Here is a 23040-nt window from a genome sequence, read left to right on the forward strand (position 1 = left end):
GTGTGGTGCACCGGGCCCGGCTATGGCTGGTCAATCCGACCAGAGGTAATCGAGAAAGGTAAGCCATGCGCATTCGCGTTGTTGACTCACACAACATATTCACCGACCACGAATCCCACATCAGTGCGGGGGAGATCTATTCCGCGCTCAAGGAATCCCCGCACGTTCACCGCCGCCTGTTCTTGAGTCTCGGTAAGGGCACAACGGTTGACCGGCTGGACTCCGGCAAGGGGCGAAAGATCTACGGGCCCGCATGGGTGCACATCGACGCTTACGCGGACGGCAATATCACGCAGAGGGTGAGCTAGCCGTGACCGTTAAGCCTCTCAAGCTCAAGGCGAGCAAGGAATACCGGATCGTACTTAGCGACGACGACTGGTCGACGCTGGCCGCAATGATCCTGATTCAGCGTGAACGCTCCCGCTACACCAGGGAGATTGACCTACTGCGTGACGCGTGGTGGGCCATTGTCGAGCAGCGGCAGGACGGCGCCGTATGGCTCCGTGGCCGCGAACTGCACTGGATAGGCGTGATGAACGTCGCCGGGCACTCATTTTCCGCAGACCTGTTGCGCATCGGGGAAAGCCTGCTCGTACAGCTCGAAAAGGTGGAGGCCAACGCGTGAACCCCCGCGAGTTGGCGTATCTGGTCCGGCGGTCGGGCGGCTCCGTGCACGGCTCGTGCGGGGACTGGACAGACCTGGAATTCCCCACACTCGTACGGGCTGTCGCGTTCCTGTCCTCCATGGAATGGGCGGACGTAGCCCAACTCCGTGACGTCGTAACCGGTCTGCGCACGACGGTCGTCGTGCAAATCCCTAACGCTGCGGTCGCTCACTGGGGCACCGACGAACATCTAGCGCAATACCTCTCCTCCTGAACGTGCCGGGCCCCGTGAGTAGCGGGTCCGGCTAACCCTCGAAAGGCATTCACGTGAGCATCTACGACGACGGCGCAGCCGAAACCAACAAGACCCGTGCCCACTGGGCATTGACTGCCCTTGAAGCATTCGGACAGCAGACCGGACAGAAGGGAGACGAATATTTCACCGGAACTCTCACCATGTCGGAGGACGCGTTGAGGGAGGTGGCGGGCGATCTCCTGGCCAACATCTTCCACCTGGCCCGCTTGAACGACGTTGCCCCTGCGCTGCTGGTCGCCTCGGGCGCAATGCACTTCGCAGAAGAAGTCGAGGAGGAATGGGCGGAGATGGAACAGGACGCCATCGAGCAAGCGGCCAACGAGCTTACGGAGGACTTCCGCTCGCGCGGGCTGCCGCAGCTTGAGGCGTTCCTCAAGGGAGAGGCGAAGTAATGCGAGTCAACGTGTGGACCGGAATGGTCGAGTGCTCCGACTGCGGCATGGACCTTGCCGCGTACCCCAGTGACTACGACATAGGCCCGGAGGGCTCCGTGTACTGCGGTCACTGCGAGAACGAGCGGCACGAGTGCCCCGAAGGGGTTGCCGCTCGCGTGCTGCGGGACGCCGTGAAGCGGATACGTGCGCATGAGGCCGACTGGCTCGCCACGCTCCGCGAAGAGGTCCCCTCGTACGACCTGGAAGAGAACAACGCGGACCAGGGCGAGGAGGCCAACCGCATGGACGAAGTCCAGACGGACCAAGCCTTTGACGCTCAACTCCTGCTCCGTGACCTCCTGGAGAAGTTCGCGGCGGTGACCGCGTGAAGATCCCGGACGCCTACTTCGACGAAGAGCAGCCGGACGGCACGGCGCGGGAGTTCTGGGTGCGGGCGGGCGGTTACGTCCGTCACACCCTGGAGATTCAAGGGGCAGGCGACGCCCTTGAACTCGTGTGGATCACGGACTCCCTTGCGGACTCCGGCGCGCACATCGATTCGCGATCGGCCATGCAGATCACGCGCGCTGACGCTCTGAAGATGATCCGCACGCTTGAGCAACTAACCGCGCACTGACGCGCTTTGCCTCGGGCCGCCTGCCACCTGGTGAGCGGCCCTTTGCATGGCCTGTCAGCACGACAGGACCGCTCGACACCAACCCGAAGGACAGCCAATGCGGCACCGCTGTGCCCGATTCCACGAGATCTACGACGACTACTCCCACGCGGCCGACACTGACGAGAGGTACGCGTGCGACCGCGAGAACGTTGGCCAGGCGAAGACGCTCCGCGCCTCGGCCTACTCAACGCGCCGCACTATGGCCCGGCGGCTGGAAGGGCACATCCGTCACTGCCGTCTGTGCGGGTGACGACATGACCCGTACTCCAACTCCGAGCATCTACGTCGCGAGTCTCGCCGACTACAACGCCAGTCGCCACCACGGCGTTTGGATTGACGCCGACCAGGACGCGGAAGAGATCCGCGCCCAGATCAAGACCATGCTCGACCGCTCGCCCACGGGCGACGCCGAGGACTACGCGATCCACGATTGCGAGAACTTCGGAGCCGTGGAGCTGTCCGAGTTCATCAGCATCGACGATGTGGCCACGCTCGCCAGGCTCGTCACTGAGCATCCGCCCGAGCTGGTCGCCCACTTCCACGGCGAGGGATACGCGGTCGACGAGATCGGGGACGAGATCGAAGACCGGTCCCGCGGCGTGTGGGAATCGCTCGCCGATCTCGCGCTGGAGGACATCGGGGACGACCTCCCCGAGCGCTTCCAGGACCACCGATGGACGCTCGCGAAGGCAATCGCCAACGACTGGGAGCACTCCGGCTCCTACCTCACTATCCGTACGAGCGACGGCGTAGCCGTCCTGAGCAACGACTGAGAGAGAACGATGCCCGAGATCAGCTATCAGGCCGCATGGAATCCCGAGGAGCAAGAGGTCACCGTCATTCAGAACGTGTGGGCCGGAGTGTCCGGACCCTTCGGAAGCTGGCCGGCCGCCACGCGGGCCGAGGCGGAAGACGTGCTCCTTCGGCAGGGCTACGCGCCCGCGGGGCAGTGGAAGGAGACCAGGTACGGGGGCCACTGGGCCGACATCGTGTGGCTCGGTCGGTGACCGCTATGCACTGCGACTTCTGCCACCCCACGTCACCCGTGTACGTCTACGTGATCCCCATGGGCTTCCTGCCTCCGATCGTGCGGGGAACCGCTCGCGTCGATCAGTTCGATGATGGCCGTTGGAATGCGTGCACCTTGTGCGCCGAGATCATCGACCGCCTCGACATCCCCTCGCTCGTGAGACGCGTCGTCGCCGAGCTGACCGCTTTCGGGACGCCCGGCCTGCATGACCGTGCGGGCCGTCGCTTCTATGCACGTGCTCTCTCTGCGTCGTACCGAGTTGTCCTGTCCCACCCACTGAAAAAGGAGATCTTGACGTGACCACCTGGATCATGTCGCTCGCCGAGCGGAGCCGCCCGGACGTGCCCAACTATGCAGAGGACGTGAGCCCGTTGACGGCTCGGGCCGCGGTCCTGGTCGACGACTTCGCGGACCTGTTCGCGATCTTCAAGGGGTGGCGCGAGCACTTCGGGGACGACATCACTACTTACGCCATGCCCTTCGAAGACGGCGAGGACGCGGCCACGAAGTGGACGGAGTGGGGCCCCACGTACCGGCTCGACCACATACCCGGCGGCTGGATTCAGGTCAGCCCCGACATTGACGCCAAGCCCAACGGGCGGCCACTGACCACGCCGACGCTCGGCCACACCACCGCTCCCGCCGTCGAAGGGGCGTGACCGGCATGGGCAAGGGCTCGACGAAGAGCGAAGTACAGCACGCCAAGCAGCGGGACGACGGGCGCGCCGGTTGCTGGTCCTGCGGAAAGCTGGCCACCCGCTGGATGGACATGGAGCGGTACGGCATCCGTCGCTGGCTGAGCACGGCCTACTGCGACGAGCACGGGGACTGGGAGTCCGATCAGGCCGGTCACAAGGAACGACGCATCAAGGAGGTAGGCCAGTGAGCCGCATGAAGACGTACATCGAGGACGCTCGGGAGGTCGAGCAGTCGGCCGGCCTGGCCGCACAGCACAGCACCGCACGGGAACGGATCGATGCCATCACCCGGACGTTCGAGCTGTGCGGGACGCTCGCCCGCCAGTACCACGACCCGCGGACCGTCGCCGGGATGCTCGTGCACCGCGCGGCCGACTCGTTCAGGACCGCTCGGAGCACTCAGTGGACGGAGGTCGCGGCATGAAGCCCCCGACTCCGCAGGAGAGTTACGACCACATCATGGGCGCAAGCCCCGACTACTGGTCCTGGTGGGACCTGGACAGCAACGTCAGCGGCCTGGGGGACGCGCCGGATGACTGGATCGTGAAGGGCACTATCGAGAACCCCTACGAGGACAGCCCCGCGGAGCTGCCGGTGCAGCTCGGTCACGTGGAGATCGTCCGGGCCATACGCAAGATCGCCGCCAAGGAGGCAGGCAAGTACGTCTCCGACTCGGCCCAGAAGTCCTGTTCGGACTTCATCTTCCGGCGCGACGAAGCCGACTTCGACGCCGGAACGGCCGACGAGGTTCTACAGGTCGCCGTACTGGGCGAGGTCGTCTACGGCTAGGTAGTGCCGTGACCGAGCTGCTCACGCCTACTGTCTGCCGTCTCCCTGTGGTGGCTCAGCCACCTGCCCGGGTATGAGGATGGACAGGGTAGTGCGCGCTTCACGTCGCAGCGTGTTACGCCGAGCAAAGGTTGCAGTGAGAGCGAGGATTGAGACGGTTCCGCCGTAGAACACAGCAGCAACGATCGAGAGGAGCCCGATTGCCATCGGGCACGCACCTTTCTTCCCCCGTCCGGCCCGCCGTGGCTCAAGTCCGGGGCAGGCGTTGATGCGCTATCTCTCCAAGATAGGCGCGCGTGCACCACCGGTCTACCCATCACAACCGAATAGCAACACCAGCCGAGCGGACGCCAGTTGGCGGGCCGCTCTCTTCATGCCCGCGTAACCGCGGACGTGCCTTTGGTGGGGGCCAGGTCTACGGGCCTGGCCCCTCGCCATGGGTGCTCGACAGAAAGGGAGCAACACATGGAAGCGCTATGCCACGGCTGCAAGGCCAAGGGAGAGGAGACCGTGGCGGTCGCGATCATCGCCGTCGGAGTGAAGGTCTGGGATCTGTGCCAGGTCCACGCCGACAGATTTGCGGGCTATCTCGCGGATGCATTCCAGGACAGCGGAGACCTTGAGGCCGTCAGGGAACGGCCCTCGGTCGTCGTCACGGGCGAGATCCCCGGATACGACCACGCCACCGCTCGGACCGCCATCGAGAACCTGGGCTACCGCATCGCCGGTCACGTCCAGGAGGACACCGCGGTCATCGTCTGTGGGCTGCGCCCCGCGCAGCACAAGGTCGACGAAGCCCGCGAGCACAACACCCCTGCATTCGATGGGACGCAGCCCAAGGCACTGGCCCGAGCAGTCGCCGCGGGAGACCTGGAAAGTCTCGTCGGCCTCGGCGTCGATGACCTCCCGTCCGTGCAGGCGATGCAGCCCAAGAAGACGGCCGAGGACATCAAGGCCGAGCGCGAGGCGGAGGCCACTCGCGCATGGGCCTCCGGCATCGGCTTCGAGTTGGACCCCGCCGACGACATCCCGCCCGCCATTCGTGCGGCGTACGCGCAGGCCCACGCCCCCGCGGCCTGACCCCCACAAGGAAGGCAAGACCAATGTTCGACACCATGAAGTACGGGCCGATAGGAGAGGCCGTCGAGAAGGCGATGCCTGGCACCGAGGCCGACCCGATCGGCGTCTACGCCTCGACGCTCTCTCTGTTCTCGGCCGCCATCAACGGCCATGTCCGTACCGAGAACGGCCGGCCGGTCGCGATCTGGACCGTGCTCGCCGGCCGTTCCGGCATCGGGTGCAAGGGCACCGCCTACCGCAACGCCCGCTCGCTCATGGGCGCCCAGTTCGACGGCTTCTTCTCCACGCGAATCATCTCCGGCATCTCCTCCGGCCCCTCCCTCGTCGGCAACCTCTACGGCATCGAGCTGGCCTCCATGGGCAGTGAGGACGGGCCGGACAGCCGGGCCCTGATCATCGAAGAGGAGTGGGCGGAGATTCTGAAGCGTGCGAAGCGCTGCCCAACCTTCGACCAAAAGCTCCGCACCGCTTGGGATGGCGGCGAGATCCAGAACCGGACCAAGGGCAAGGACGGGACGGGCGACGTGCAAAGGGTCGACACCCCGCTCCTCGGCTTCCACGTCCACATCACTCCGGGCGAGTGGGCCAAGTTCGTGTCCGCGACCGCGGCACTCGGCGGCTCCTACAACCGACTGCTCCCCGTTCTCGTCGAGCAGTCGAAGATGCTGCCCTACGGCAAGCGGGCCCCGATCAAGGCTGACCTCCGTCTGGCTGAGGCGTACAGGTGGGCCAAGGCCAAGCCGCGGGAGATTGCCCTCGCCAAGGAGGCGTACAAGACCTTCGACGAGATCCGCGCGTTCATGCTCGGCAAGATGGCGAACACCCCCGAGCACATCGCGGTGTACTTCGAGCGCACCGCGGAGCAGGTACTCCGGGTGGCCGCGGTCCTCGCTGCCTCGGAGATGAAGACCCGCATCTCGAAGAAGGCACTCCAGGCCGCGTGGGCGTTCGTCCAGTACTCGATCAACTCGGTCGAGAAGTTGGTCACCGAGGCCCACGACGGCGGCGCCGCCAAGGTAAAGAGCCTGCCGGACATGATCCGCGAGGTACTGAAGCGTCACGGTGGTGAGGCCACGTCCACGCTCCTACTCCGCTCCCTCCAGGCACACACCAACGCCGCGGGACTCAAGGAGACCGTCGACCAGCTCGACGACGTCGAGCACTACAAGGGCAAGTCGCAGACGAGCGGGCCCAAGCCGACGATCTACCGGCTGATCACGGACGAAACGAAGCGGCAGAAGCCCGACGAGCGGGCCGAGGAAGCCCCTGCGCTCCAGCTCGTACCGGAGTCGAAGCCCAAGTCCGCCCCGAGGAAGGCGGCCCCCAAGAAGGTCGTCATCACTAACCCGCAGCCGCAGCCGGCCGCGGCCAATCCGTTCGCAGCGCTGCTGTGACATCGAGATGAAGGAGGGCTATGGCCCTGGAAGACATGCTCGCCGGCCTCAAGGTCGGCGACTACGTGACAGCCACTGGCCAGGACACTCGCGGGCACGAGGTGACCCGCACCGCGACGTTCCTCGGGCGGCCGAAGCCGGTCACGCTCCAGCGGAGCGGAAGGAAGGTGAAGGGGGTCCGCCTGTACGTCGGAGCCGAAGGCACGGACCTCGACGAGCGATCGACATGGGTCATGCTCACCGACGACTTCGGCGCGGTCGAGAAGGCAACGCCCACCTGGCAGAACTCCGAGCTGCGGAATGTGCCGGGCGTACGGATACAGAACCCCAACGTGCGGATCTACTTCGGGGGTAAGGGAGGGAAGCGCTCCTCGGAACCGGACGAGCCGGTCGTCCTCGCGGGCATCCGCCACATCGGGGAGGGCCGGTACGAGATCTACGACGTGGACAGCGGGGACGTACTGCTGACCGGAACACTGTCGGCACAGCTCTGGTGGCTGCACGCGAGGGCCACGGCCTCCAAGCCCGAGCCGGACTCGGAGTCGCTGTCAGACACCGCGGCTACTGTGGTCGAAGACCTCGGTCAGCCCGTCCGCCACGTGGTGACGGGTGACCTGGTCGGCTACCTCACGCCCGACAGGTTCACGCCGATTGACCAGGTGAAAGAGCAGTGACAGAGAAGCTGGTGTGCCTCGACTCCCGGCACGGCGGATGCGCCGGAGAGGTGATGTACCGGGAGAGCACAAGCGGCACCGGGACCACCGTCCCGCGATGCGACCAGCACGCAGCCATGGCCCGAGCACGGGCCGAGAAGCGCAGGCAGAACAGAGGCGAGTGAACCCGTCGAACATGCCGAAGAGGCGGCCCGCACACATCGTGCAGGGCCGCTTTTCTTCGCTCGCAAGCAAGTGGAACCGACTGGCGACAGAGGCGACGAAAGCGTCAGATTAGCCCTCATATAGGGTGATCGAAAGATCAACCAAGGAGGGGGCTCCGGTGAGCAACGGCTACAAGGACGCGAAGCAGGCCGCTGAGGACACGCAGAAGATGATCTGGGGGACCTGGTTCTTCACCGGGATCGTCATGATCACGCTGGCGATCCTCACGGAGGACGTGTTCCTCCTCGGTCCGGTCCTCGACTTCGTCGCCGCCTGGGGTTGGATACCCGCCACGATCATCGCCATCGTCCTCTCGGTCATGGTCGAGATGCGGCGGGACGACGCAAGGAAGAACGCCAACGGGGTTGGCTTCTGAGGAGGGGAACATGACGAACGAGAAGCACTGTGCTGACTGCGGCGTGAAGATGGATGCGAGTGAGAAGCACTCGGAATGTCGGCACTGCCGCAAGTGCGTGGACGTGAACTGCATCGCGCAGCACGAGAGGCGTAGCCAGCGGTAACGCAAGAAAGGCCCCCGGCCTGTCCCATGAAGGGACGGCCGGGGGCCTTTCTGTTTGCCCAGTGAATGACATGGACACGGCTCCAATGATTCATTCACTCACGGCACTCTCTCAATCCCCCCGGGCGGTACCCCTACCGCCCGAAAGCCTGTGAATGATTCGTCTCGTACTCGGCGAGCCGCATGTGCAGCTCGGCCAGAGCATCGTTCGGCGAGGTCTCGTGCAGAGCCTCGCGGGTCTTGCCGTCCTCAACCCGCTGCGCGACCTCGCCAACGCCGAGCAGTGCACCGACGACGGCTACCAGGCCGTACCAGTCGATGTCCGGAAACCGGGCAACCAGGAGGGGGACGAGGGCCGCGACGACTGCGGCGATACGGACGGAGTGGGCGCGAAGAAACGACATGGGAACTCCTCTGTGGGGGTGGCTACTTCATGAGACGGGCCCAGGTGTCCGGGCCGGGGTAACCGTCAGCGTTCGAACCGGTCCAGCCCTGCGCGCGCTGAAAAGCACGGACGGCATTGCGGTCGGAATTGGTCCAGCGCGGTCCGGGGCCGAAGGAGTAGAACCGGCCGTACCCCTTCTTCACCAGCGCGGTACCTAGCTGCGTGACGTACTGGTTGACCTGGCCGGCCCTGAACTTCGAGGCGCCGGGGAACGCCGGAGTCTTCGGCTTCGGCTTCGGCTTGGGCTTTGCCGGGGCCTTGTCCGGCACGGTCACCTTGTCGCCGGGGTGGATCACGTTCGGGTTCTTGATCTGAGGGTTCAGCCCGATCACGGTTGCCACGGAGACGCCGGCTGCTGCCGCGATGGCTCCGAGAGTCTGCCCAGCCTTCACGATGACCTTCTTGGTCTTCCCGCTCGGCTTCTTCCCGCTCGAACCGCTCGACGGCCCAGAGGCCGTGGCCTTGTACGTGAACCCGGCCTTGCCCTTCTTGCTCGGGTCCGCGGTCGTGATGCCGTCCGCGAACTTGGGGTACCCGTAGCCGTGGACGTACGCGTCACGGCGGAGCCGCTTGCGGGCCATCACCTTGTTGCCGTTGGCGTCGTTCGTGGTCGAGGTGTTGCCCTCGTAGGTGTAGATCCACTTCGAGTCGTAGGCGTAGCAGATCCCGGTGTGCGTGCTGCCGCTTGTGCCGTAGATGACCTGCGCACCGACCGCTGGATAGGCCGACCAGCGGCTCTTGTTCTTGAACCACTGCATGGCCGTGAACACGGACGCGGTCCGCGGGTAGAGACTGGCGACCCCGGCCTTGAGCGCGACCCAGCTCACCCACGTTGCGCACCACGGCTGGTAGTTGGACCATGCGAGCCCCGGAACCTGCCCGCTGTACTTCTGGTGTCCGCTCGGGCGCTCGCCGGGCGCGCGCTGCGCCTGGTAGCCGACCTCTCCCTTGGCGACCGACAGAACCTTTGATATCTGCGACATAGTGCCCCCTTTCGGGCATGAAAAAAGCCCCCTAGAAGGGGGCTGACGTGCGGGATCGCCTAGTCGGCGTCTCGCGTCGGCTCTACGGCAGAGGTCAACGGCTCGATGCCGTTCTGCCGGAGCTGGTAGGCGTAGTCCGCACTCACGTGGCGGTAGTACTCGACGAGCGCTTGCAGCTCGTAGACCGAGTCTTGGAGTGCGCCTCGCCAGCGGGCGAGGTCTTCGATGTGCTCGCGCCGGGCCTTGTCGAAAGCGTCCCTGCGCTCAAGCCAGAGCTTGATGAAACCGATCAGGGAAGCGACCCCACCTGTTCCGAACACCACACTGAGGATCTGCGATGTACCCATTGGGGACCTCCCTTCTTAGATCGTGCCGACCCACCTGATTTCGGCGAACGAGCCCCACTTGTACGAGAGCGTGACTTCCTCGTTGGCCCAGCCGAATGTGGACTCAATGCACTTGGCGGCGAACTGGACCTTCGAGCCGGCCTTGAGCTTCTGCACGGTCGAGTGCCCGCCGCACATCGTGTAGCTCGTCGACTGCGCGGGCGAGAACGTATCGACGGACGCCGCGGCGACCGCCTCACCCGTGCCGGTCGTCATGTTCGCCCCGATCGCGACCCACAGATTGTGTCGACGGTCGCCGGTGCTCACCTGCGTGTTGAAGGCGCCGCCGAGGGTGATCCGGTAGCGGCCGTCGATGGGCGCGATGAGTTGCCAGGCGGTGTCCTGGCCCATAGTCCAGTCGTCCTTGAAGGTGGGGACCATGCCGGGCCACGTCTCGTACGACGTGACCGGAGCGCCCTCCTTGCCCAGCGGGATGAACGGGATCACCGAGTACTCGTTCTTCGGCATGTCCTTGCGCTTCATGCCGATCACGCGGGCGGCCGGCGGGTTCTGGAGGAACCGGTGGACGTCGGAGACTCGCCTGTTGAACTTGGTTGCGTCCTCCAGCTCACGCGGTGCCCAGGACTCGATTGCGGGGATGCTCACGGCAGCCTCCCGACCCAGCGCAGTTCGAGGAAGGACCGGCCGTGCATGGCACGGTTGGCCAGGACGAAGTCCTTGTCCGCGACCGCGCCTGCGGAGACCGTCTCGTTCTGCTTGAGGTTGATAGTCGTAGTGATGGAGCCGATGTACCGGCCGGAGCCGTTGGAGGCGTGGTGGACGCGGCCGGGAGAGTGCGAGGCGAACGGGGCGCGGCCCGAGGTCCAGTCGCCGTCCACGAGCTGGTTCTTGCCGAGCCTGAAGTGAACGTTGTTGGCTTCGCCGTTCGTTTCGATGACTCCACCGAAGGTGACGGCGTAGATGCCATCCTCGGGGGCGGTCAGGCGCCACAGATTCGCGGTGGAGGTGGAGGTCATGGCACCGCCGGTGTTGTCGTACTCCTCGCTGGGCGCGGACCCTTCGCCCGGCGCGTACAGCGGGTACGTGAGCCACTTGTTGAACGTGAGCCACTTGCCCTTGTCGATGGCGTCGGCGGGGTTGCTGCCGACGAATGTGCCTCGCTGCCGGAGGGTCACCTTGCAGGCCGGGGGTGTGTACAGGAACTTCTGGACGTCGCGGATGTACTTGTTCATCGTGTCGGCGGTCACGACTTCGCGTTGCCGCCAGATGTGGACGAGCGGAGTCGCCATCAGGGCTTCACCCCCACCCATCTGAGTTCGAAATGCGAGATCATCTGTGCGTAGCTGCCGTCGCCTATGTAGAAGGCGTCATCGGCGTGGACGGCAAGAGACACGAAGTCGCCGGCCTTGAGCGCGACCGTGGCGGAGCCGGCCCCGACCTTCTCGGCTGCGCTGGACCGGCCGCACCCGGTGCGGACGATCGGCTTGGCGGCGATCTGGCCGCCGTTGGTCTGATTGATGTTTGCCGCGGCGAGCGCGTAGGTCAGTGTTCCGGACACGGCCCGCAGGATGATGCCGAACGACAGCTCGTAGAGGCCGTCGATGGGGGCGACGACCTTCACCGGGTCCTTGGACATCTGTCCGCCGGTGTTGTCATAGGAGTGCGTGGCGCCGACACCGGAGCCGACACGTTCGAGCGTGACGGGATACCAGGTCTTCGCGGCCTTCTGCTCGCTGGCCTGGTTGGCGATCGTGCGGCGGCAGGCCGGGGCTTCCATGAAGCCCCGCAGCGCGTCGCTGACGTACGTCTTCATGTCGTCCGGGGTGATCTTCTGGCCGTTGGCCCACGTCTTTATGTCTGCCATGTGCTCACCCCAAGACGGTGGTCGTGCCGAGTACGGATGCGGTGGAGTCACCGAGAATCCAGGTGGGCTTGCCGTCGTTGACGCCGGGGAGCTGGATGGTGATGCAGGCTGCGGCCTGCACGGTGGTGTCGAGGACGAGGTCTCCGGCCGAACTGCCGGAGCCGGGGGTGTCCGAGGCGATGAGAGAGATGTTCCGGGAACCGAACTTGCCGAGCTGGGAGGCCCGTCCCGTCACACCGTCAGGCCAGGCGAACCCAGTGAGGTCAGTGGATTCGGCGAGCACGAGGAACACGGACGTGAAGTCGACGGGTGAGTTCAGCGGGACACGGTTCACGCGCTCGAACTGTCGGATCTCCTTGACCGGGGTCATGCTGGGGGCCGCCCAGTCGCCCCCGCGGTAGAGCAGGTTCATGACGGTGGCCTGCTTGCTGCCGGTCACGTCCCACACGATGTCGCCGGGGCGCCCGTCGTATGGCCATACCGCAACGGACACCCACGTTCCGGTAGCAAGCTGCTGCGTCTGGTTCAGCATCCAGGGCTCGACGATCTGAGGCTTCACGGTGCTCGATGCGCAAACCGACACCACGTAGTCGGTGACGATCTTCCCGGCCGGATGCGGGATGCCGATGTAGTCCCGTGCCCCGTACACACTGCTGTTGGCCTTCTCGAAGGACGGGTACCCGATGGGGGCGGGGGCCTTGAATTGCCAGGTGGCACCATCCCAGTACTTCAGGGAGGGCGAGGCCACCCAGGCTTTTCCGTCCCAGACCTTCTTGGTCCCCTCGGTCCACTTCGAACCGTCCCACACCATCATCGGGTTGTAGCTATGCGCCATAGGCCACCCACACATCCCCGACCCGAGGGTTGGCCGGTGCAGTCGGCCCGGAGAAGACGCGGGCAGTGCCGATGTTTCCGGCCTGGACGGTGCCCTTGGTCTCGACGTTGCCCTGGAAGTCGACCTTGAACTGAGAGCTGGTGCCGCCATTGCCGGACGCACCGTCGTTGACGATGAGCGCGTACTTGTGCGGCTTCAGCCCGCCCCGGATCTCCAGGGGCACGTTCTTTTCCGTGTGGGCAACGTGCGTCGCCGAACCGTCCCGGCGCAGCGCGAAGTTGTATCCGGCGGCACCGTTGCGCTGGAGGATTGTGTCCCCGGACGGGGCGTCGCCGCCCTCCAGATCGAGCCACCGTGTGCCGTCTTCCAGGGTCAGCGTGTTGCTGCGCTTGGCCAGGTAGTTGTTCAACTGCTCGTCGGTGTACTGCTTCGAGTTGTGCGGGTCGAGCGCTTCGGTGTGTGCCTTGAAGCGTTCGCCGAGGGTGTTGGAGGTGACCTTCATGCGGCCGACGCCGAAGTCGATCCACAGGTACTCGTCGCCCGGAGGGCCCCAGAAGAGGGGGATCACTCCTCGTTCGTCGGCAACGAGCTGTGTGATGGGGGTGCCGTTGATGTCGACCAGGTCGAGGATCTGCTCCGCGGAGTCCTCCTTGCTCGACCACACGGTGCCCACTGCGGCCGGCACGCGGACGCCGGCCTCGTTCTCTGCAACGTCAGCCGGAGTACCGCCGAACAAATTGCGGTCTGCCATGGGTAACTCCTATGTGGTTAAAGGGCGTTGGACTCGTACGTACCGGTGATGATGATCGACGACTTCCGGGGGAACACCAGGAGGTAGTCCAGGCCCTCGTGCAGCTTCTTCGCGCTGGGGTAGAGGATCTTGGCGACGTTCGTCTTGTTGCCCGACCAGGACATGCCCGTCAGGCTGACGAAGTTGGGGAGTCCGGCGTCGTAGCCGCTGTTGAGCATGTAGCCGGTGAAGGCTTGGCCGATGTCGCTCGACGGGTTCTTCGGCAGCGTGAAACTGATTGGTCCCGTACCGGACTGCTTGATGTCCGTGTTCGAGGTGTTGTTGATGTCGATGGAGAACCACACCGAGTTCGACGCGATCCAGCGCCACATGCCGCGGTACTGAATGCCCGACGGGAGCTTGCCGGTGTTCACGAGCTTCGGAGTGTAGGTACGGGCCTTACCCAGGTGGCGGGTGATCATGTAGCCGTCACGGCCGTTGAATGCCTCGTACTGCGTGTCGGTGCCGTTGGAGTCGAGGTCGTAGATCAGCGTGCCCATGGGGTGGTAGTCGGCGGTCTGCCGGGTGTACCAGGGGGAGGACACGGCGGCCGGCATGTCGTACGGGGCGACTGCCGTGAGGACCAGGGCGCCGTCCTTGGCCGGGACCAGAACCTCGTGCAGGACCATCTCCCACGTGCGACCGGCGATCCGCTGGGGCCGCGGGGCGATCGGGGCCTTGGACGGCTGACCCTTCACGGCCGCGATGTTCGCCGAACCCTTCGACAGGTCGACTCGCACCACGATCGTGTCCCGGCGGGGGTTCTCCGTGGGGTTCGCCTCGATGTCAACGGTCAGGATCGAGTCGAGCTGGTAGTAGAACCCGCCCACCCATGCCGAGCCTGCCTTGAGTTCGATGGTCCGTGCGTTCACGACGCGGGCTGCGAACGGCATCGCAGCATTCTGGTACGAGTAGTTGGTGAGCTTGAAGTCGATGCGGTCACCGCCCCACAGCTTCGCCATGTCCTGCCAGTCGAGCTGGGAAACCGCGGTCTGACCACCCGACGCATTCGCCTCACCGAACGGGAAACTCTTCTCTGCCATTTACATCCTCGATTCCAGCTTGCGCAGCTTCGCTTTCATTTCCCACACGGTCTTGTAGAGGTTGAGAGGTTCGCCGCTGCCCTGGTCGCCGATCTTGGGAGTGATATCGGTGACACGTCCGCCGTCTTCCACCGAAATGTTCACCTCTTTGACGATGTCCTGGTATTCCTCACCGTCCACGGCGACCGTCACAATGTCGCCAACGAAGTAGTCCCGGCCGAACTTTGTCTGTTCGGTGTCGATGGGATAGATCTGGAAGTGCCCGGACTTCTCGCCCTCCTTGAGGGCGCCGGTCGCGGCTTCCCCGACTGCCTTTACGTAGTGGGCCGTTGCCGCAGCCTTCTTCTCGGCGGGCGTGGCGCCGGGCCACTCCTTGCCATCGGGGCCGAGGCCGAGGTCTTCCACGTCCTTACCGGCCTCGTCCTTCACGGTCTTCGTGACGAGTTCGGGCTTGCCGTCCTTGCCGGTCTTCAGCGGGATGTCACGGCGGTCGACGAAGCTCTCCCGCTTCACGCCCCACTGGCTCTCGCCGTCTGAGTCGATCTTCTGGACGAGGTAGCGCTCTGAGCCTTCGCCCTGGCACGCGACGATGGCGCGGGTGACGGAGGGCGCCTTGAGCTGCCATTCGTACTGGCGGAGGTTCCCCAGATCGGGGGAGAAGCGGACCTCCCCGGACCGGTCCTCGCACTGGTAGATGGACATCTCGATCTGCTTGGAGTCGTAGCTCCACACGAAGCGGTAGCCCATGCGCTTGTCCTTCAGCCACTCCTCGAACTTCTCGCCGACGTTGTCGAAGCGCAGGGAATCGGAGAACGTGTCGCCGATCGAGACGTTGGCTCCGACGTTCAAGCCACCGATCTTGCGGTCAGGCAGTGCGCGGGCGCCGAAGGCGAGGTCGGCCTCCACCCACAGGGCTTGGCCGAGAGGTCCGCCGGCCGCTCGTGAGTCCTTGCCGGTGTACTGCTTGTCGACGGGCAGAACCTTCATCTGGTCCGAGCCGGCCCCGGCGATGCCGGGGAAGGCGAGGTACCCGTACGGGAACTGGTTGTCGCACTTCCCGCCGACGTACACGGAGCCGGTGGCAGTGTGCTGGTCGGTCGTCCAGTACCGCTCGAAGGCGTCGATCTGCCCGGAGAAGACGGGGTCGGGGACACCGTCCTGGTAGATGACAATGCCGCGGCCTTGCGCGAGCAGGCCCTCTTGGTAGGTGCCGCTCTTGACGAGGAGCTGCCAGGTGCCGGGCTGGTTGAAGCGGACAGTGAAGTCGAGCTTGATCCAGGTATCGATCTCGCCGAGTATTCGGCGCTCGCCGTTATAGACATTCCCCCTTACCAGGATGCGATATCCCATGCAGCCTCCTAGTAAGTCTTGAAGCGAGGCAGGAAAGACAGCCTCAATGAAGAAGCCCCCGAGCCGGGGGCCATTTCTACGGATATCGAGGACCATCCCTTGGGGATGGACCAGAGTTGCGGGTTCGTCCCGAGACTTGTCCAGTAGTTCTTGTCCATGTCGTCCCGGAGAGTCTTGTATCCGGGCCGGGTGTCGACGGTGAGAGTCCGGCCTGCGGCCACCACATCAGTGCCGGAGGCGGGGATCTCGAAGGACTTGCCTTTGAAGGCGAACTTGAATCCGCGGATGGGGCCGGTCAGTTCCCACACGGGCCACGCCTCGACGTTGCCGGGGTTGTAGACCGACAGGTCGGGTGTGGCGATCATGCCCTTCTCTATGCGCAGGGGCAGGAGGGACTTCTCGGTCGACAGGAACGCTTCTCCCTGTCCGAACTTCCACTGGGCCACCTGGATTTGGTCCGAGTAGAACCACGGGTCGAAGGCCGTGAGCTGGATGCCGAAGCGGCACCACCGGAAGCCCGCGCTGTCCTCACCCTCGTCGCCTTCCACGCCGCCCTTGTAGTAGGCGTAGAGGTATCGGGGCCTGGAGTCGGCCTCCATGAACTTCAGGACGCAGTACCCGCTCGTCGGGTCGAGTGCGTCGATCAGCTTGTCCTTCAGCCGCCGCAGAGTACGGCGGTCGATGCCATGGATGTAGACGGGGAGCATGACCTCGCGCTGGGCATAGCGCGCGGACCGGTAGATCGAACCGTGCAGGTTCGGACTCGTGTCGGAGTGCAGCTCGACCGGGGGCATGTCGAGGCCCTGGGCGCCGGCCTGCATCATGACGGCCGGCCAGTCCTTGCCCTGGGAGCCGGTGAGGGGGATTTCCTCCCCCTCACCGTTCGCGCCACGGATCGAGACGTAGGTGTATCCCCACTCCGCTGGAACAGGAGGTTGAGGCCGTGGCTGTACCGGCGGCTCCTCGACCTGGTTTTCTGTTGCTGGAATGGGCATACGTACCTACCTCTCGTTTAGAACCCGGCCATCACCTCCGCCGTGCGCATGGCACGGAGGACCGCGTCCGTGGTGTTCTCGGACTTGGCCTCGTGAATGTGGATCTCGTACCGCTTACCGGCGACCATCTCCTCGGTCCTGCGGGCGTTGTAGACCCGCTCACCGCCGCGGAAATTCACCAGCTCAGGCCCCTGCTCACCGACCATCGCCAGGCCGGCCGTAGCCGACTTGGTTCCGGTCCAGTAGCCCTTGTTGCCGGACAGGGCCCGGCGCCAGCCGGAGCCGTAGCGCGAGATCGCGTAGTTCACGCCCGCGTAGATCGACGCCAACGGGTCGTACTGGCCAAGGGACTTGTACGGCCCGGCGTACGCATTGAACGTCCCGAGGATCGTCTGCATCAGGCCCTTGGACGGATGCCCGGCCTTCGCGTTCGAGTCCCAGTTGTTCACGGCCCGCGGGTTGCCTCCGGACTCGACCGAGATCCGGCGAAGGATCAGGTCAGCGTCCTTGGAGGAGAGGCCACCCTTGCCGCCGAGTTCCTTGATGACTCGCAGAACCAGCGGGCGCCAGCGGTTGACCGAGCTGCCAGTCGGCATGTCGTAGTCGCCGACACCCTCGGACAGAGCAGCCAGCGAACCCGGCCACGGGTTGAGGACAGGGCCCTTCCCGGTGCCCGGTGCACCGCCCCGAGGGCGAAGAGCACCGTCAGCACGGTCGCCGTAACCGAGCTGGCGGCGGATGGACCGGGACTCGTTACCGCCCACGGTCTCCAGGGACTTGCCCTGCTTGCCGGTAGCGATGTTGATGTGTCCCCAGTTACCAGGGCCGTAGCCCTTGTAGACCATGAGGTCACCAGCACGAGCCTGACCGGTCGGCACCCGGCTCATCTTGTTGACCCAGGTGGCTACCGCGGGCCAGCGGTTCTTCGGCGTCCCCTTCGGGGAACCGCCGTAGGCCGCGTTCGCCCCGGCATGGTCGACGACGTACGACACGAAGTCGGCACACCACGACTCGTAGGCCGAGCTGCCGATGTACTTCCGCCCGGACAGGTCCCCGGACTTGGCCTCCTGGAGGGCGAGCTTGACGACCTGGCCGCCACCGCCGCCCGTGTGGTCGTCGGCCCACTTGCCCCACTTGGCGAGCCACGGCTCAGCCTTGCCGAACGCTCCCGCGTTGAGCTTGCCGGCCTCACCGAACTTCGAGGCGATGGACTTGAGCTGCGGCGCGATAGCCGCGTCCCAGCCCTTGTGGACCGCTTCCTCGTAGCCCTCGTACGGATCGTCCTTGTGCCTGCGCACCCAGGACGCGCCGTCGCCGACGACGCCACCGTTGGCGAACATGTTGCCGCCCTTACGGGCCTGCTCGTTCCAGTGAAGAATCGTTTCCTTCCCGAGAGCGCGAACGACCTCGGGCCGAAGGATTCCTTCACCGGGAGACAGCACCGCGGGCACCTTGTCGACGCCCGGCAGGAAGCCCGGCACGACACCACCCGTGTTGAACTTCACCGGGTGCAGCGGGGAGCTGGTCCCGGCGAGCTTCGCCATCGAGCTGATCATGCCGACCGCGCCCTTGTTGTACGGGCCGTTGACCGTGCTCCTGGTCGAGGAGTCCACGAAGTTCATCGCGGAACGCCAGACCTCACGGATACGGCTGGACGCCTGCTCGAAGAACCGCTTCGTCTGGTCCACCCCATTACGGAGGCGACCGAACGAGCTGAGCGCGTTCGAGGTCGACGAGGACACCTGACGGGCCACGTCCGACCAGGCACCCTGGTTCGAGCTGCGGAAGTTCCGCTCCGTCGCCGTCAGCTGACCCAGGTGGTTGATCCACCTGCCCTGAGCGGGCTTGATCTGCCCGTCCACGGCCTGAGCGACCTTGGCGCCGATGTCGGCCCACGAGCCGGCCGAAGCCGACTGGTGCGACCGCACCGCGGCCGTCATCGAGGTGAGCGCCGCCTCGATCCGCTTCGCTGCGGCCTCGAAGGCTTCAGCGTCCGGTATCGGCGTCACAGCCTGGTCCGGGGCAGTGGGTGCCGTCGCGGGCTTGCCGCCCTTCGCCTGCTGATTCAGGCCGAGCACGGTCTTGTATCCGAGGGCCCTTACCGCGTCTGGGCGGAGGATCGCCTCGCCGGGGGACAGCATCGCGTGAACGCGGTCGTTGCCGGGCGAGTAGCCGGGCACGACACCGCCGTCCGCGAACTTGAACAGGCCCTCCGTGTTCGGCAGGTTCTCCTTGGCTTGCGCGTAGAAGGAGTCCCAGACCTCACGGGCGAACTCGGAGGGGTTCCCCATGATCTTGCCGACCAGATCGATCATGCCCTTCACGGAGTCGATCACGCCGTTGAACAGATCGGTGAAGGTGCCGATCGCCTCGTCCAGGACCTTCTTCGGGTTGGTCACCAGATCCTTGGCCAGGGAGCCCAGGCCCTTCACCATGTCGGCCAGGCCCGAGAACAGATCCTTGATCATGTCGAGGAGGTTCGAAGGGTTGAGCAGGTCGGTGGTGAACTTCGCTCCGCGCTGGAGGATGTTCCCGTTGCCCTTCCACACGTCGTCCCAGAAGAGCTGACCGGCAGTCGGGGCGATAGCGCCTGCCGCGAGACCGATCACGTTGCCGATTCCGGTCGGCGTGGCCTTCAGGAAGTCCGGCAGCCGCGAGAACATGAACTCGCGCATGTTCGTGAAGCGGTTGTTCGCCGCACGGCCCGACGAGTCACCGCCCGTCCGGGCACCCCAGGAGCGCACGTTGGCACCCGTAGACCCGCCGATCTTCGACCCTGCCGAGGCCATGTCGATGCCGCCGCTGAACGCGTTGAACGCGGGAGCGAAGTTGATCGAATTGGTCAGCTCGTCGAGGATCGAGAACGGCCAGCGCTTACCGCCGCCGTGCCCCTTGCCCTTGGCGACACCACCCTTGGCGAAGCGCGAGAGCCGGCCACGCGCCGCCTGCGCGTTCCACGTGTTGATGGTGCCCTCACCGAGATGAGCTGCGACCTCCGGACGGAGGATCGCCTCGCCCGGGGAGAGGATCGCCGGGATGTTGTCGACGCCGGGCGCATAGCCCGGCAGGACACCACCCATAGCGTGTTTGCCCGGCTTGCGGTGCTTCCCCTTCCCCTTGCCGCCACCGAGACCGGTGATCGCGTTGACCTCGCCGACGCTCGTACTCAGGTCGCTCGCCTCGTCGGCGGCGCCCTTCAACGCCCGCTTCAGGTTGTTGACCGAGGTCGTCGTCGAGGTGACCCGCCGCTTGGCGAGCGAATCCATCCGGCTGTTGACCGTGGTCAGCTTCCCGGCGACAGCGTTGACCGCCGAGTACAGGGAGGAGCCCCCGCCCTTGAAGCGGTCGCGCAGCGCCTTCAGCGGCTTGCCGTTGAGCTTTGTCATGCGGTCGATGACCTGCTGCACAGCGGTTCGGACCGCGGTGACCTTGGGCTTCGTCCAGTCGAACTCCTGGCGCAGGGCCTTCAGCCCCCGGCCGTTGAGCTTCTTCACCGCCGCAGAGGCGTCCTTCACCTTGTGCTCGGCGGTCTCCGTCTTCTGCGACAGAAGCCCAACTTGCTGACGGACACCGCCAGTTGTGCGCTCGTTCAACTCCCGCATGTTGTTCGTGGCTTGCTGAATACGCGTGGACGCGTCCCGAGCAGCAGACGCGAGGCTCTGGCCGGCCCTCCCGCCGAGAGCGTTCATCGCCGGGTCGAGGCTGATGTTGTTGACGCCGCGCAGCTCCTGCTTCAGGCCGCGAATCTTCTCGTCCAGGGTCCGGAGCGACTGTTCGGCGTGCCCGGTCTGAATCCGGACCTCTTCAGTACGGCTGTTCTGGCCCCGAAAACGGTCCCAAGTACGGCGACCCATGCTCCGGTTGTCGCCGCCCCGCAGCTCGGTGCGACGTTCACGGTAGCCCTGTCGGAAGGTGCCACCGTTCTGACGACTCTGGCGGCCGGCCTTGATCTGGCCGAGCACCTTGCCCGCTCCGGCCAGACCGCTGACGAAGCCACGGGCCAGGCCGAGGGCCGGGGAGAGCAGCTTGCCGAGCTTGCCGAACGTCTTGGTCAGCAGGCCCAGGCCGAGGATGAACGGGGCCGCCATCGCGGCCATCTTCGCGACCTTGAGGACGAAGTTCCGCAGCTCTGGGCGAGCGGCGAGGAAGTCGACCGTCGAGCGTATCCACTGGACGAACTTCGTCAGCACCTGGAAGAACTCGGTCAGCAGCTCCCGGATCATCGGCAGCAGCTCGGAGCCCATGCCTTGCAGCTCGTTGAGGAGACCACCCTCCATCTCGCCGGTCTTCTCGTTCTTCTTGCCCATGATCGTGGAGCCGAGACCGGTGTAGGCGAACGAGCCGTCCTTCTTCTCGGAGTAGAAGAGCTTTCCGAGGGAGACCTGCGCGTTCTCCTTCATCTGCTGGACGCGACCGCTGATCGTGGCGTTCGCCATGCGGTTGGCCGACCCCTTGATGCCGGGATGTGTCTCCCAGCGCTCAAGCAGCTTGTCGATGAGGTCGGAGCCCTCGATACCGCCGGTCTCCTTGGCGTTCTGCATGAACTCATACATCTGCGCCGAAGCCGACTGCTTCTTCATCTTGCCGGGGTTGGCCTTGTCCTTGACCATCCGGTCCTTGAAGCCGTACATCCGGGCCAGCTCGTTCGCGGGGATACCCGTCGCACGTTCGAGCTGCTTCATGTTCCGCATCGGAGTACGGCCCATGTCGAGGATGACCTCGGTGGCGTACATGCCCTGCGAGACCATCGTCGGGTCCATGATTCCGCCGTAAGCGGCCTGGTCACCGATCATCTCGACGATGTCGCCGGCCTTCTGGGAGACGGCCTTCGACCCCTTCGCCTTACGGCGGGCGTCCTTCGAATTGAAGTCCTCGTTGTGGGAGGCGAGCGCTCGCGCGTACCGCGTCGAGTACTTCTGCATGTCCTCCAGCGAGTACGGCGTCTGGATCGCGTACTGCTGCATCTCCTTGAGGAGCTTGTTCACGTCCTTGACGGCCAGGCCCATGCCGTGGAGACCGGTCTGCGCCTGCATCATCGAGTCGGCCGACTTCACACCGACCAGGGACAGGCCGGAAGCGAGAAGCCCCAGCGGGCCGATCAGGTGGTGCGTGATCAGGCGTCCGGTCTCGGTGACATGGGTACCGAAGGTGTCGAGCTTCTTCGCCGACGTCTCCCAACCCCTGTTGAACCGCTTGAAGAACGGCTCGGTGTTGGCTGTCATCGTGCTCATCGCACGGCGGTGCTCGGCCACCTGGTCCTGGAGCATGCGGCGCTGGACCTGCGCCGCCTCGATCTGATTCTGAAGGTCAGCTCGACGAGCACGGGCCATCTCCCGCAGCGCCGCCTTCTGCTGCCGCAGCGTCTCGGCCTGCTCGGCACGACGCTGCCGCTCCTGGCGAAGCTGCTCCTGGTGGACCTCCCGGTCCATGCGGGCCGAGTCCTCCAGCGAACGCCGCTTGGCGGCCTCCGTGCTCCGGTACTCACGGAGGTCTTCCTGATAGCCCCGCAGGAGACGGCGGGCCCGCTCCTGTGCGGTCCGACGCTGCTCGGTGTCCAGCTCGCGATCCGCGCGAGCCATCCCCTCGACGCTCTGCTGGTGGAGCCGCAGGGCCTGCTTGGCTTCCTTGGAGTGCCCCTCGGTCCGCTTCTGCGACGCTTCGAGGGCCTGACGGGCGCGGGCTGCGACCTGCTTCCCGTGCGTCCGGCTGATCTCCTGCTCGACCTCGGCGAAGCTCTTGGCTTCCTGCTTGTGGGTCTTGCCGCGTTCCGAAGCACCCTGCTTGGCCTGCTGGTTCAGGGCCCGGTTCATCTTCCGGGCCTCGGAGGTGGCTTCCCGCGTCAGACCCTCGAAGCCGCGGCTCATGCCAGTGCTCAGGGCCTTGCCGAACTCGCGCCCGTAGCGACCCATGGTCGACGTGAGCTGAGTCCGCATCCGGGCGAGGGCATCGCGGTCTAGGTGCGGCTCGATCGAGATATATCCCGTACCGACCTTGATGGCGCCGCGTGAACCTGCCATAGCGCCTC

The 23040-nt window shown here is 65.3% G+C and carries 28 protein-coding genes; 16 read left to right on the forward strand and 12 right to left on the reverse strand.

Translation table 11 applies throughout. From position 1 onward, the window contains the following. Positions 1-65: 65 nt before the first annotated feature. From ABT004_RS21330 to ABT004_RS21405, 16 genes are all read left to right on the forward strand, one after another. Positions 66-308, forward strand: coding sequence for a hypothetical protein (locus tag ABT004_RS21330; RefSeq protein ID WP_351339139.1), 243 nt, complete (start codon positions 66-68; stop codon positions 306-308). A gap of 2 nt (positions 309-310) precedes the next feature. Continuing rightward, positions 311-625 carry a hypothetical protein gene (locus ABT004_RS21335; protein ID WP_351339142.1) on the forward strand — a complete coding sequence of 105 codons (315 nt, stop codon included), beginning with the start codon at positions 311-313 and terminating at the stop codon, positions 623-625. A gap of 307 nt (positions 626-932) precedes the next feature. Further along, positions 933-1313: a hypothetical protein gene (locus ABT004_RS21340; protein ID WP_351339145.1), complete on the forward strand. Its 381-nt coding sequence runs from the start codon at positions 933-935 to the stop codon at positions 1311-1313. After that, positions 1313-1684 (forward strand): hypothetical protein, encoded by a 372-nt coding sequence (locus ABT004_RS21345; RefSeq protein ID WP_351339147.1) that lies wholly within the window; start codon positions 1313-1315, stop codon positions 1682-1684. The genes ABT004_RS21340 and ABT004_RS21345 overlap by 1 nt, the downstream gene beginning before the upstream one ends. Next, positions 1681-1932 carry a hypothetical protein gene (locus ABT004_RS21350; protein ID WP_351339148.1) on the forward strand — a complete coding sequence of 84 codons (252 nt, stop codon included), beginning with the start codon at positions 1681-1683 and terminating at the stop codon, positions 1930-1932. The genes ABT004_RS21345 and ABT004_RS21350 overlap by 4 nt, the downstream gene beginning before the upstream one ends. 296 nt (positions 1933-2228) lie before the next feature. Next, positions 2229-2747, forward strand: coding sequence for an antirestriction protein ArdA (locus ABT004_RS21355; RefSeq protein WP_351339151.1), 519 nt, complete (start codon positions 2229-2231; stop codon positions 2745-2747). Between the two features lie 9 nt (positions 2748-2756). After that, positions 2757-2981 carry a hypothetical protein gene (locus ABT004_RS21360; RefSeq protein WP_351339153.1) on the forward strand — a complete coding sequence of 75 codons (225 nt, stop codon included), beginning with the start codon at positions 2757-2759 and terminating at the stop codon, positions 2979-2981. 38 nt (positions 2982-3019) lie between these two features. Beyond that, positions 3020-3304, forward strand: coding sequence for a hypothetical protein (locus tag ABT004_RS21365; protein ID WP_351339155.1), 285 nt, complete (start codon positions 3020-3022; stop codon positions 3302-3304). Continuing rightward, entirely contained in the window at positions 3301-3663 is a 363-nt protein-coding gene (locus ABT004_RS21370) for a hypothetical protein (protein WP_351339158.1), read from the forward strand. The genes ABT004_RS21365 and ABT004_RS21370 overlap by 4 nt, the downstream gene beginning before the upstream one ends. Beyond that, positions 3660-3890: a hypothetical protein gene (locus ABT004_RS21375; RefSeq protein WP_351339160.1), complete on the forward strand. Its 231-nt coding sequence runs from the start codon at positions 3660-3662 to the stop codon at positions 3888-3890. The genes ABT004_RS21370 and ABT004_RS21375 overlap by 4 nt, the downstream gene beginning before the upstream one ends. Continuing rightward, positions 3887-4126, forward strand: coding sequence for a hypothetical protein (locus tag ABT004_RS21380; RefSeq protein WP_351339162.1), 240 nt, complete (start codon positions 3887-3889; stop codon positions 4124-4126). Before ABT004_RS21375 ends, ABT004_RS21380 begins: the two co-directional genes overlap by 4 nt. Beyond that, a complete protein-coding gene (locus tag ABT004_RS21385; RefSeq protein WP_351339164.1) occupies positions 4123-4491 on the forward strand; it encodes a hypothetical protein in 369 nt (122 codons plus the stop codon). The genes ABT004_RS21380 and ABT004_RS21385 overlap by 4 nt, the downstream gene beginning before the upstream one ends. Positions 4492-4956: 465 nt before the next feature. After that, entirely contained in the window at positions 4957-5571 is a 615-nt protein-coding gene (locus ABT004_RS21390; RefSeq protein ID WP_351339167.1) for a BRCT domain-containing protein, read from the forward strand. A 23-nt stretch (positions 5572-5594) separates the two neighbouring features. Then, positions 5595-6965, forward strand: a complete 1371-nt coding sequence (locus ABT004_RS21395) for a DUF3987 domain-containing protein (protein ID WP_351339170.1) — start codon at positions 5595-5597, stop codon at positions 6963-6965. A 20-nt stretch (positions 6966-6985) separates the two neighbouring features. After that, positions 6986-7639 carry a hypothetical protein gene (locus ABT004_RS21400; protein ID WP_351339172.1) on the forward strand — a complete coding sequence of 218 codons (654 nt, stop codon included), beginning with the start codon at positions 6986-6988 and terminating at the stop codon, positions 7637-7639. Between the two features lie 322 nt (positions 7640-7961). Beyond that, positions 7962-8219, forward strand: a complete 258-nt coding sequence (locus ABT004_RS21405) for a hypothetical protein (protein WP_308941113.1) — start codon at positions 7962-7964, stop codon at positions 8217-8219. A 278-nt stretch (positions 8220-8497) separates the two neighbouring features. Here ABT004_RS21405 and ABT004_RS21410 read toward each other — a convergent pair whose 3' ends face one another. Genes ABT004_RS21410 through ABT004_RS21470 form a run of 12 tightly spaced genes read right to left on the reverse strand, consistent with a single transcriptional unit; the run spans position 8498 to position 23032 of the window. Next, a complete protein-coding gene (locus tag ABT004_RS21410; protein WP_351339174.1) occupies positions 8498-8767 on the reverse strand; it encodes a hypothetical protein in 270 nt (89 codons plus the stop codon). Between the two features lie 22 nt (positions 8768-8789). Continuing rightward, positions 8790-9791 carry a peptidoglycan-binding protein gene (locus ABT004_RS21420; protein ID WP_502966963.1) on the reverse strand — a complete coding sequence of 334 codons (1002 nt, stop codon included), beginning with the start codon at positions 9789-9791 and terminating at the stop codon, positions 8790-8792. 59 nt (positions 9792-9850) lie between these two features. Next, on the reverse strand, positions 9851-10138 hold the full coding sequence (locus tag ABT004_RS21425; protein ID WP_351339177.1) for a hypothetical protein: 288 nt from the start codon (positions 10136-10138) through the stop codon (positions 9851-9853). A 15-nt stretch (positions 10139-10153) separates the two neighbouring features. Continuing rightward, positions 10154-10783, reverse strand: a complete 630-nt coding sequence (locus tag ABT004_RS21430) for a hypothetical protein (protein WP_351339180.1) — start codon at positions 10781-10783, stop codon at positions 10154-10156. After that, the gene (locus ABT004_RS21435; RefSeq protein WP_351339182.1) at positions 10780-11427 is read right to left on the reverse strand and encodes a hypothetical protein; all 648 of its coding nucleotides are present in this window, start codon (positions 11425-11427) and stop codon (positions 10780-10782) included. Before ABT004_RS21435 ends, ABT004_RS21430 begins: the two co-directional genes overlap by 4 nt. Next, positions 11427-12002, reverse strand: coding sequence for a hypothetical protein (locus tag ABT004_RS21440; protein ID WP_351339184.1), 576 nt, complete (start codon positions 12000-12002; stop codon positions 11427-11429). The genes ABT004_RS21435 and ABT004_RS21440 overlap by 1 nt, the downstream gene beginning before the upstream one ends. A gap of 4 nt (positions 12003-12006) precedes the next feature. Next, complete coding sequence (locus ABT004_RS21445) at positions 12007-12837, reverse strand: hypothetical protein (protein ID WP_351339186.1); 831 nt, start codon at positions 12835-12837, stop codon at positions 12007-12009. Then, positions 12827-13588, reverse strand: a complete 762-nt coding sequence (locus tag ABT004_RS21450; RefSeq protein WP_351339189.1) for a hypothetical protein — start codon at positions 13586-13588, stop codon at positions 12827-12829. Before ABT004_RS21450 ends, ABT004_RS21445 begins: the two co-directional genes overlap by 11 nt. A gap of 17 nt (positions 13589-13605) precedes the next feature. Beyond that, positions 13606-14670 (reverse strand): hypothetical protein, encoded by a 1065-nt coding sequence (locus ABT004_RS21455; RefSeq protein ID WP_351339192.1) that lies wholly within the window; start codon positions 14668-14670, stop codon positions 13606-13608. Continuing rightward, the gene (locus tag ABT004_RS21460; protein ID WP_351339195.1) at positions 14671-16020 is read right to left on the reverse strand and encodes a siphovirus ReqiPepy6 Gp37-like family protein; all 1350 of its coding nucleotides are present in this window, start codon (positions 16018-16020) and stop codon (positions 14671-14673) included. An 8-nt stretch (positions 16021-16028) separates the two neighbouring features. Next, positions 16029-17015, reverse strand: a complete 987-nt coding sequence (locus ABT004_RS21465; RefSeq protein ID WP_351339196.1) for a phage tail domain-containing protein — start codon at positions 17013-17015, stop codon at positions 16029-16031. Between the two features lie 17 nt (positions 17016-17032). Further along, entirely contained in the window at positions 17033-23032 is a 6000-nt protein-coding gene (locus ABT004_RS21470) for a transglycosylase SLT domain-containing protein (RefSeq protein WP_351339198.1), read from the reverse strand. Between the last annotated feature and the right edge of the window lie 8 nt (positions 23033-23040).

Origin of the sequence: Streptomyces sp. NPDC002790, from assembly GCF_040295505.1 — a bacterium.
GTDB lineage: Bacteria > Actinomycetota > Actinomycetes > Streptomycetales > Streptomycetaceae > Streptomyces.

Excerpts from the sequence above, each read along its gene's own strand:
- ABT004_RS21330 (WP_351339139.1), top strand. The coding sequence starts at position 66 with ATGCGCATTCGCGTTGTTGACTCACACAACATATTCACCGACCACGAA.
- ABT004_RS21345 (WP_351339147.1), top strand. The coding sequence starts at position 1,313 with ATGCGAGTCAACGTGTGGACCGGAATGGTCGAGTGCTCCGACTGCGGC.
- ABT004_RS21355 (WP_351339151.1), top strand. The coding sequence starts at position 2,229 with ATGACCCGTACTCCAACTCCGAGCATCTACGTCGCGAGTCTCGCCGAC.
- ABT004_RS21360 (WP_351339153.1), top strand. The coding sequence starts at position 2,757 with ATGCCCGAGATCAGCTATCAGGCCGCATGGAATCCCGAGGAGCAAGAG.
- ABT004_RS21385 (WP_351339164.1), top strand. The coding sequence starts at position 4,123 with ATGAAGCCCCCGACTCCGCAGGAGAGTTACGACCACATCATGGGCGCA.
- ABT004_RS21390 (WP_351339167.1), top strand. The coding sequence starts at position 4,957 with ATGGAAGCGCTATGCCACGGCTGCAAGGCCAAGGGAGAGGAGACCGTG.
- ABT004_RS21395 (WP_351339170.1), top strand. The coding sequence starts at position 5,595 with ATGTTCGACACCATGAAGTACGGGCCGATAGGAGAGGCCGTCGAGAAG.
- ABT004_RS21400 (WP_351339172.1), top strand. The coding sequence starts at position 6,986 with ATGGCCCTGGAAGACATGCTCGCCGGCCTCAAGGTCGGCGACTACGTG.
- ABT004_RS21410 (WP_351339174.1), bottom strand. The coding sequence starts at position 8,767 with ATGTCGTTTCTTCGCGCCCACTCCGTCCGTATCGCCGCAGTCGTCGCG.
- ABT004_RS21420 (WP_502966963.1), bottom strand. The coding sequence starts at position 9,791 with ATGTCGCAGATATCAAAGGTTCTGTCGGTCGCCAAGGGAGAGGTCGGC.
- ABT004_RS21425 (WP_351339177.1), bottom strand. The coding sequence starts at position 10,138 with ATGGGTACATCGCAGATCCTCAGTGTGGTGTTCGGAACAGGTGGGGTC.
- ABT004_RS21435 (WP_351339182.1), bottom strand. The coding sequence starts at position 11,427 with ATGGCGACTCCGCTCGTCCACATCTGGCGGCAACGCGAAGTCGTGACC.
- ABT004_RS21440 (WP_351339184.1), bottom strand. The coding sequence starts at position 12,002 with ATGGCAGACATAAAGACGTGGGCCAACGGCCAGAAGATCACCCCGGAC.
- ABT004_RS21445 (WP_351339186.1), bottom strand. The coding sequence starts at position 12,837 with ATGGCGCATAGCTACAACCCGATGATGGTGTGGGACGGTTCGAAGTGG.
- ABT004_RS21450 (WP_351339189.1), bottom strand. The coding sequence starts at position 13,588 with ATGGCAGACCGCAATTTGTTCGGCGGTACTCCGGCTGACGTTGCAGAG.
- ABT004_RS21455 (WP_351339192.1), bottom strand. The coding sequence starts at position 14,670 with ATGGCAGAGAAGAGTTTCCCGTTCGGTGAGGCGAATGCGTCGGGTGGT.
- ABT004_RS21460 (WP_351339195.1), bottom strand. The coding sequence starts at position 16,020 with ATGGGATATCGCATCCTGGTAAGGGGGAATGTCTATAACGGCGAGCGC.
- ABT004_RS21465 (WP_351339196.1), bottom strand. The coding sequence starts at position 17,015 with ATGCCCATTCCAGCAACAGAAAACCAGGTCGAGGAGCCGCCGGTACAG.
- ABT004_RS21470 (WP_351339198.1), bottom strand. The coding sequence starts at position 23,032 with ATGGCAGGTTCACGCGGCGCCATCAAGGTCGGTACGGGATATATCTCG.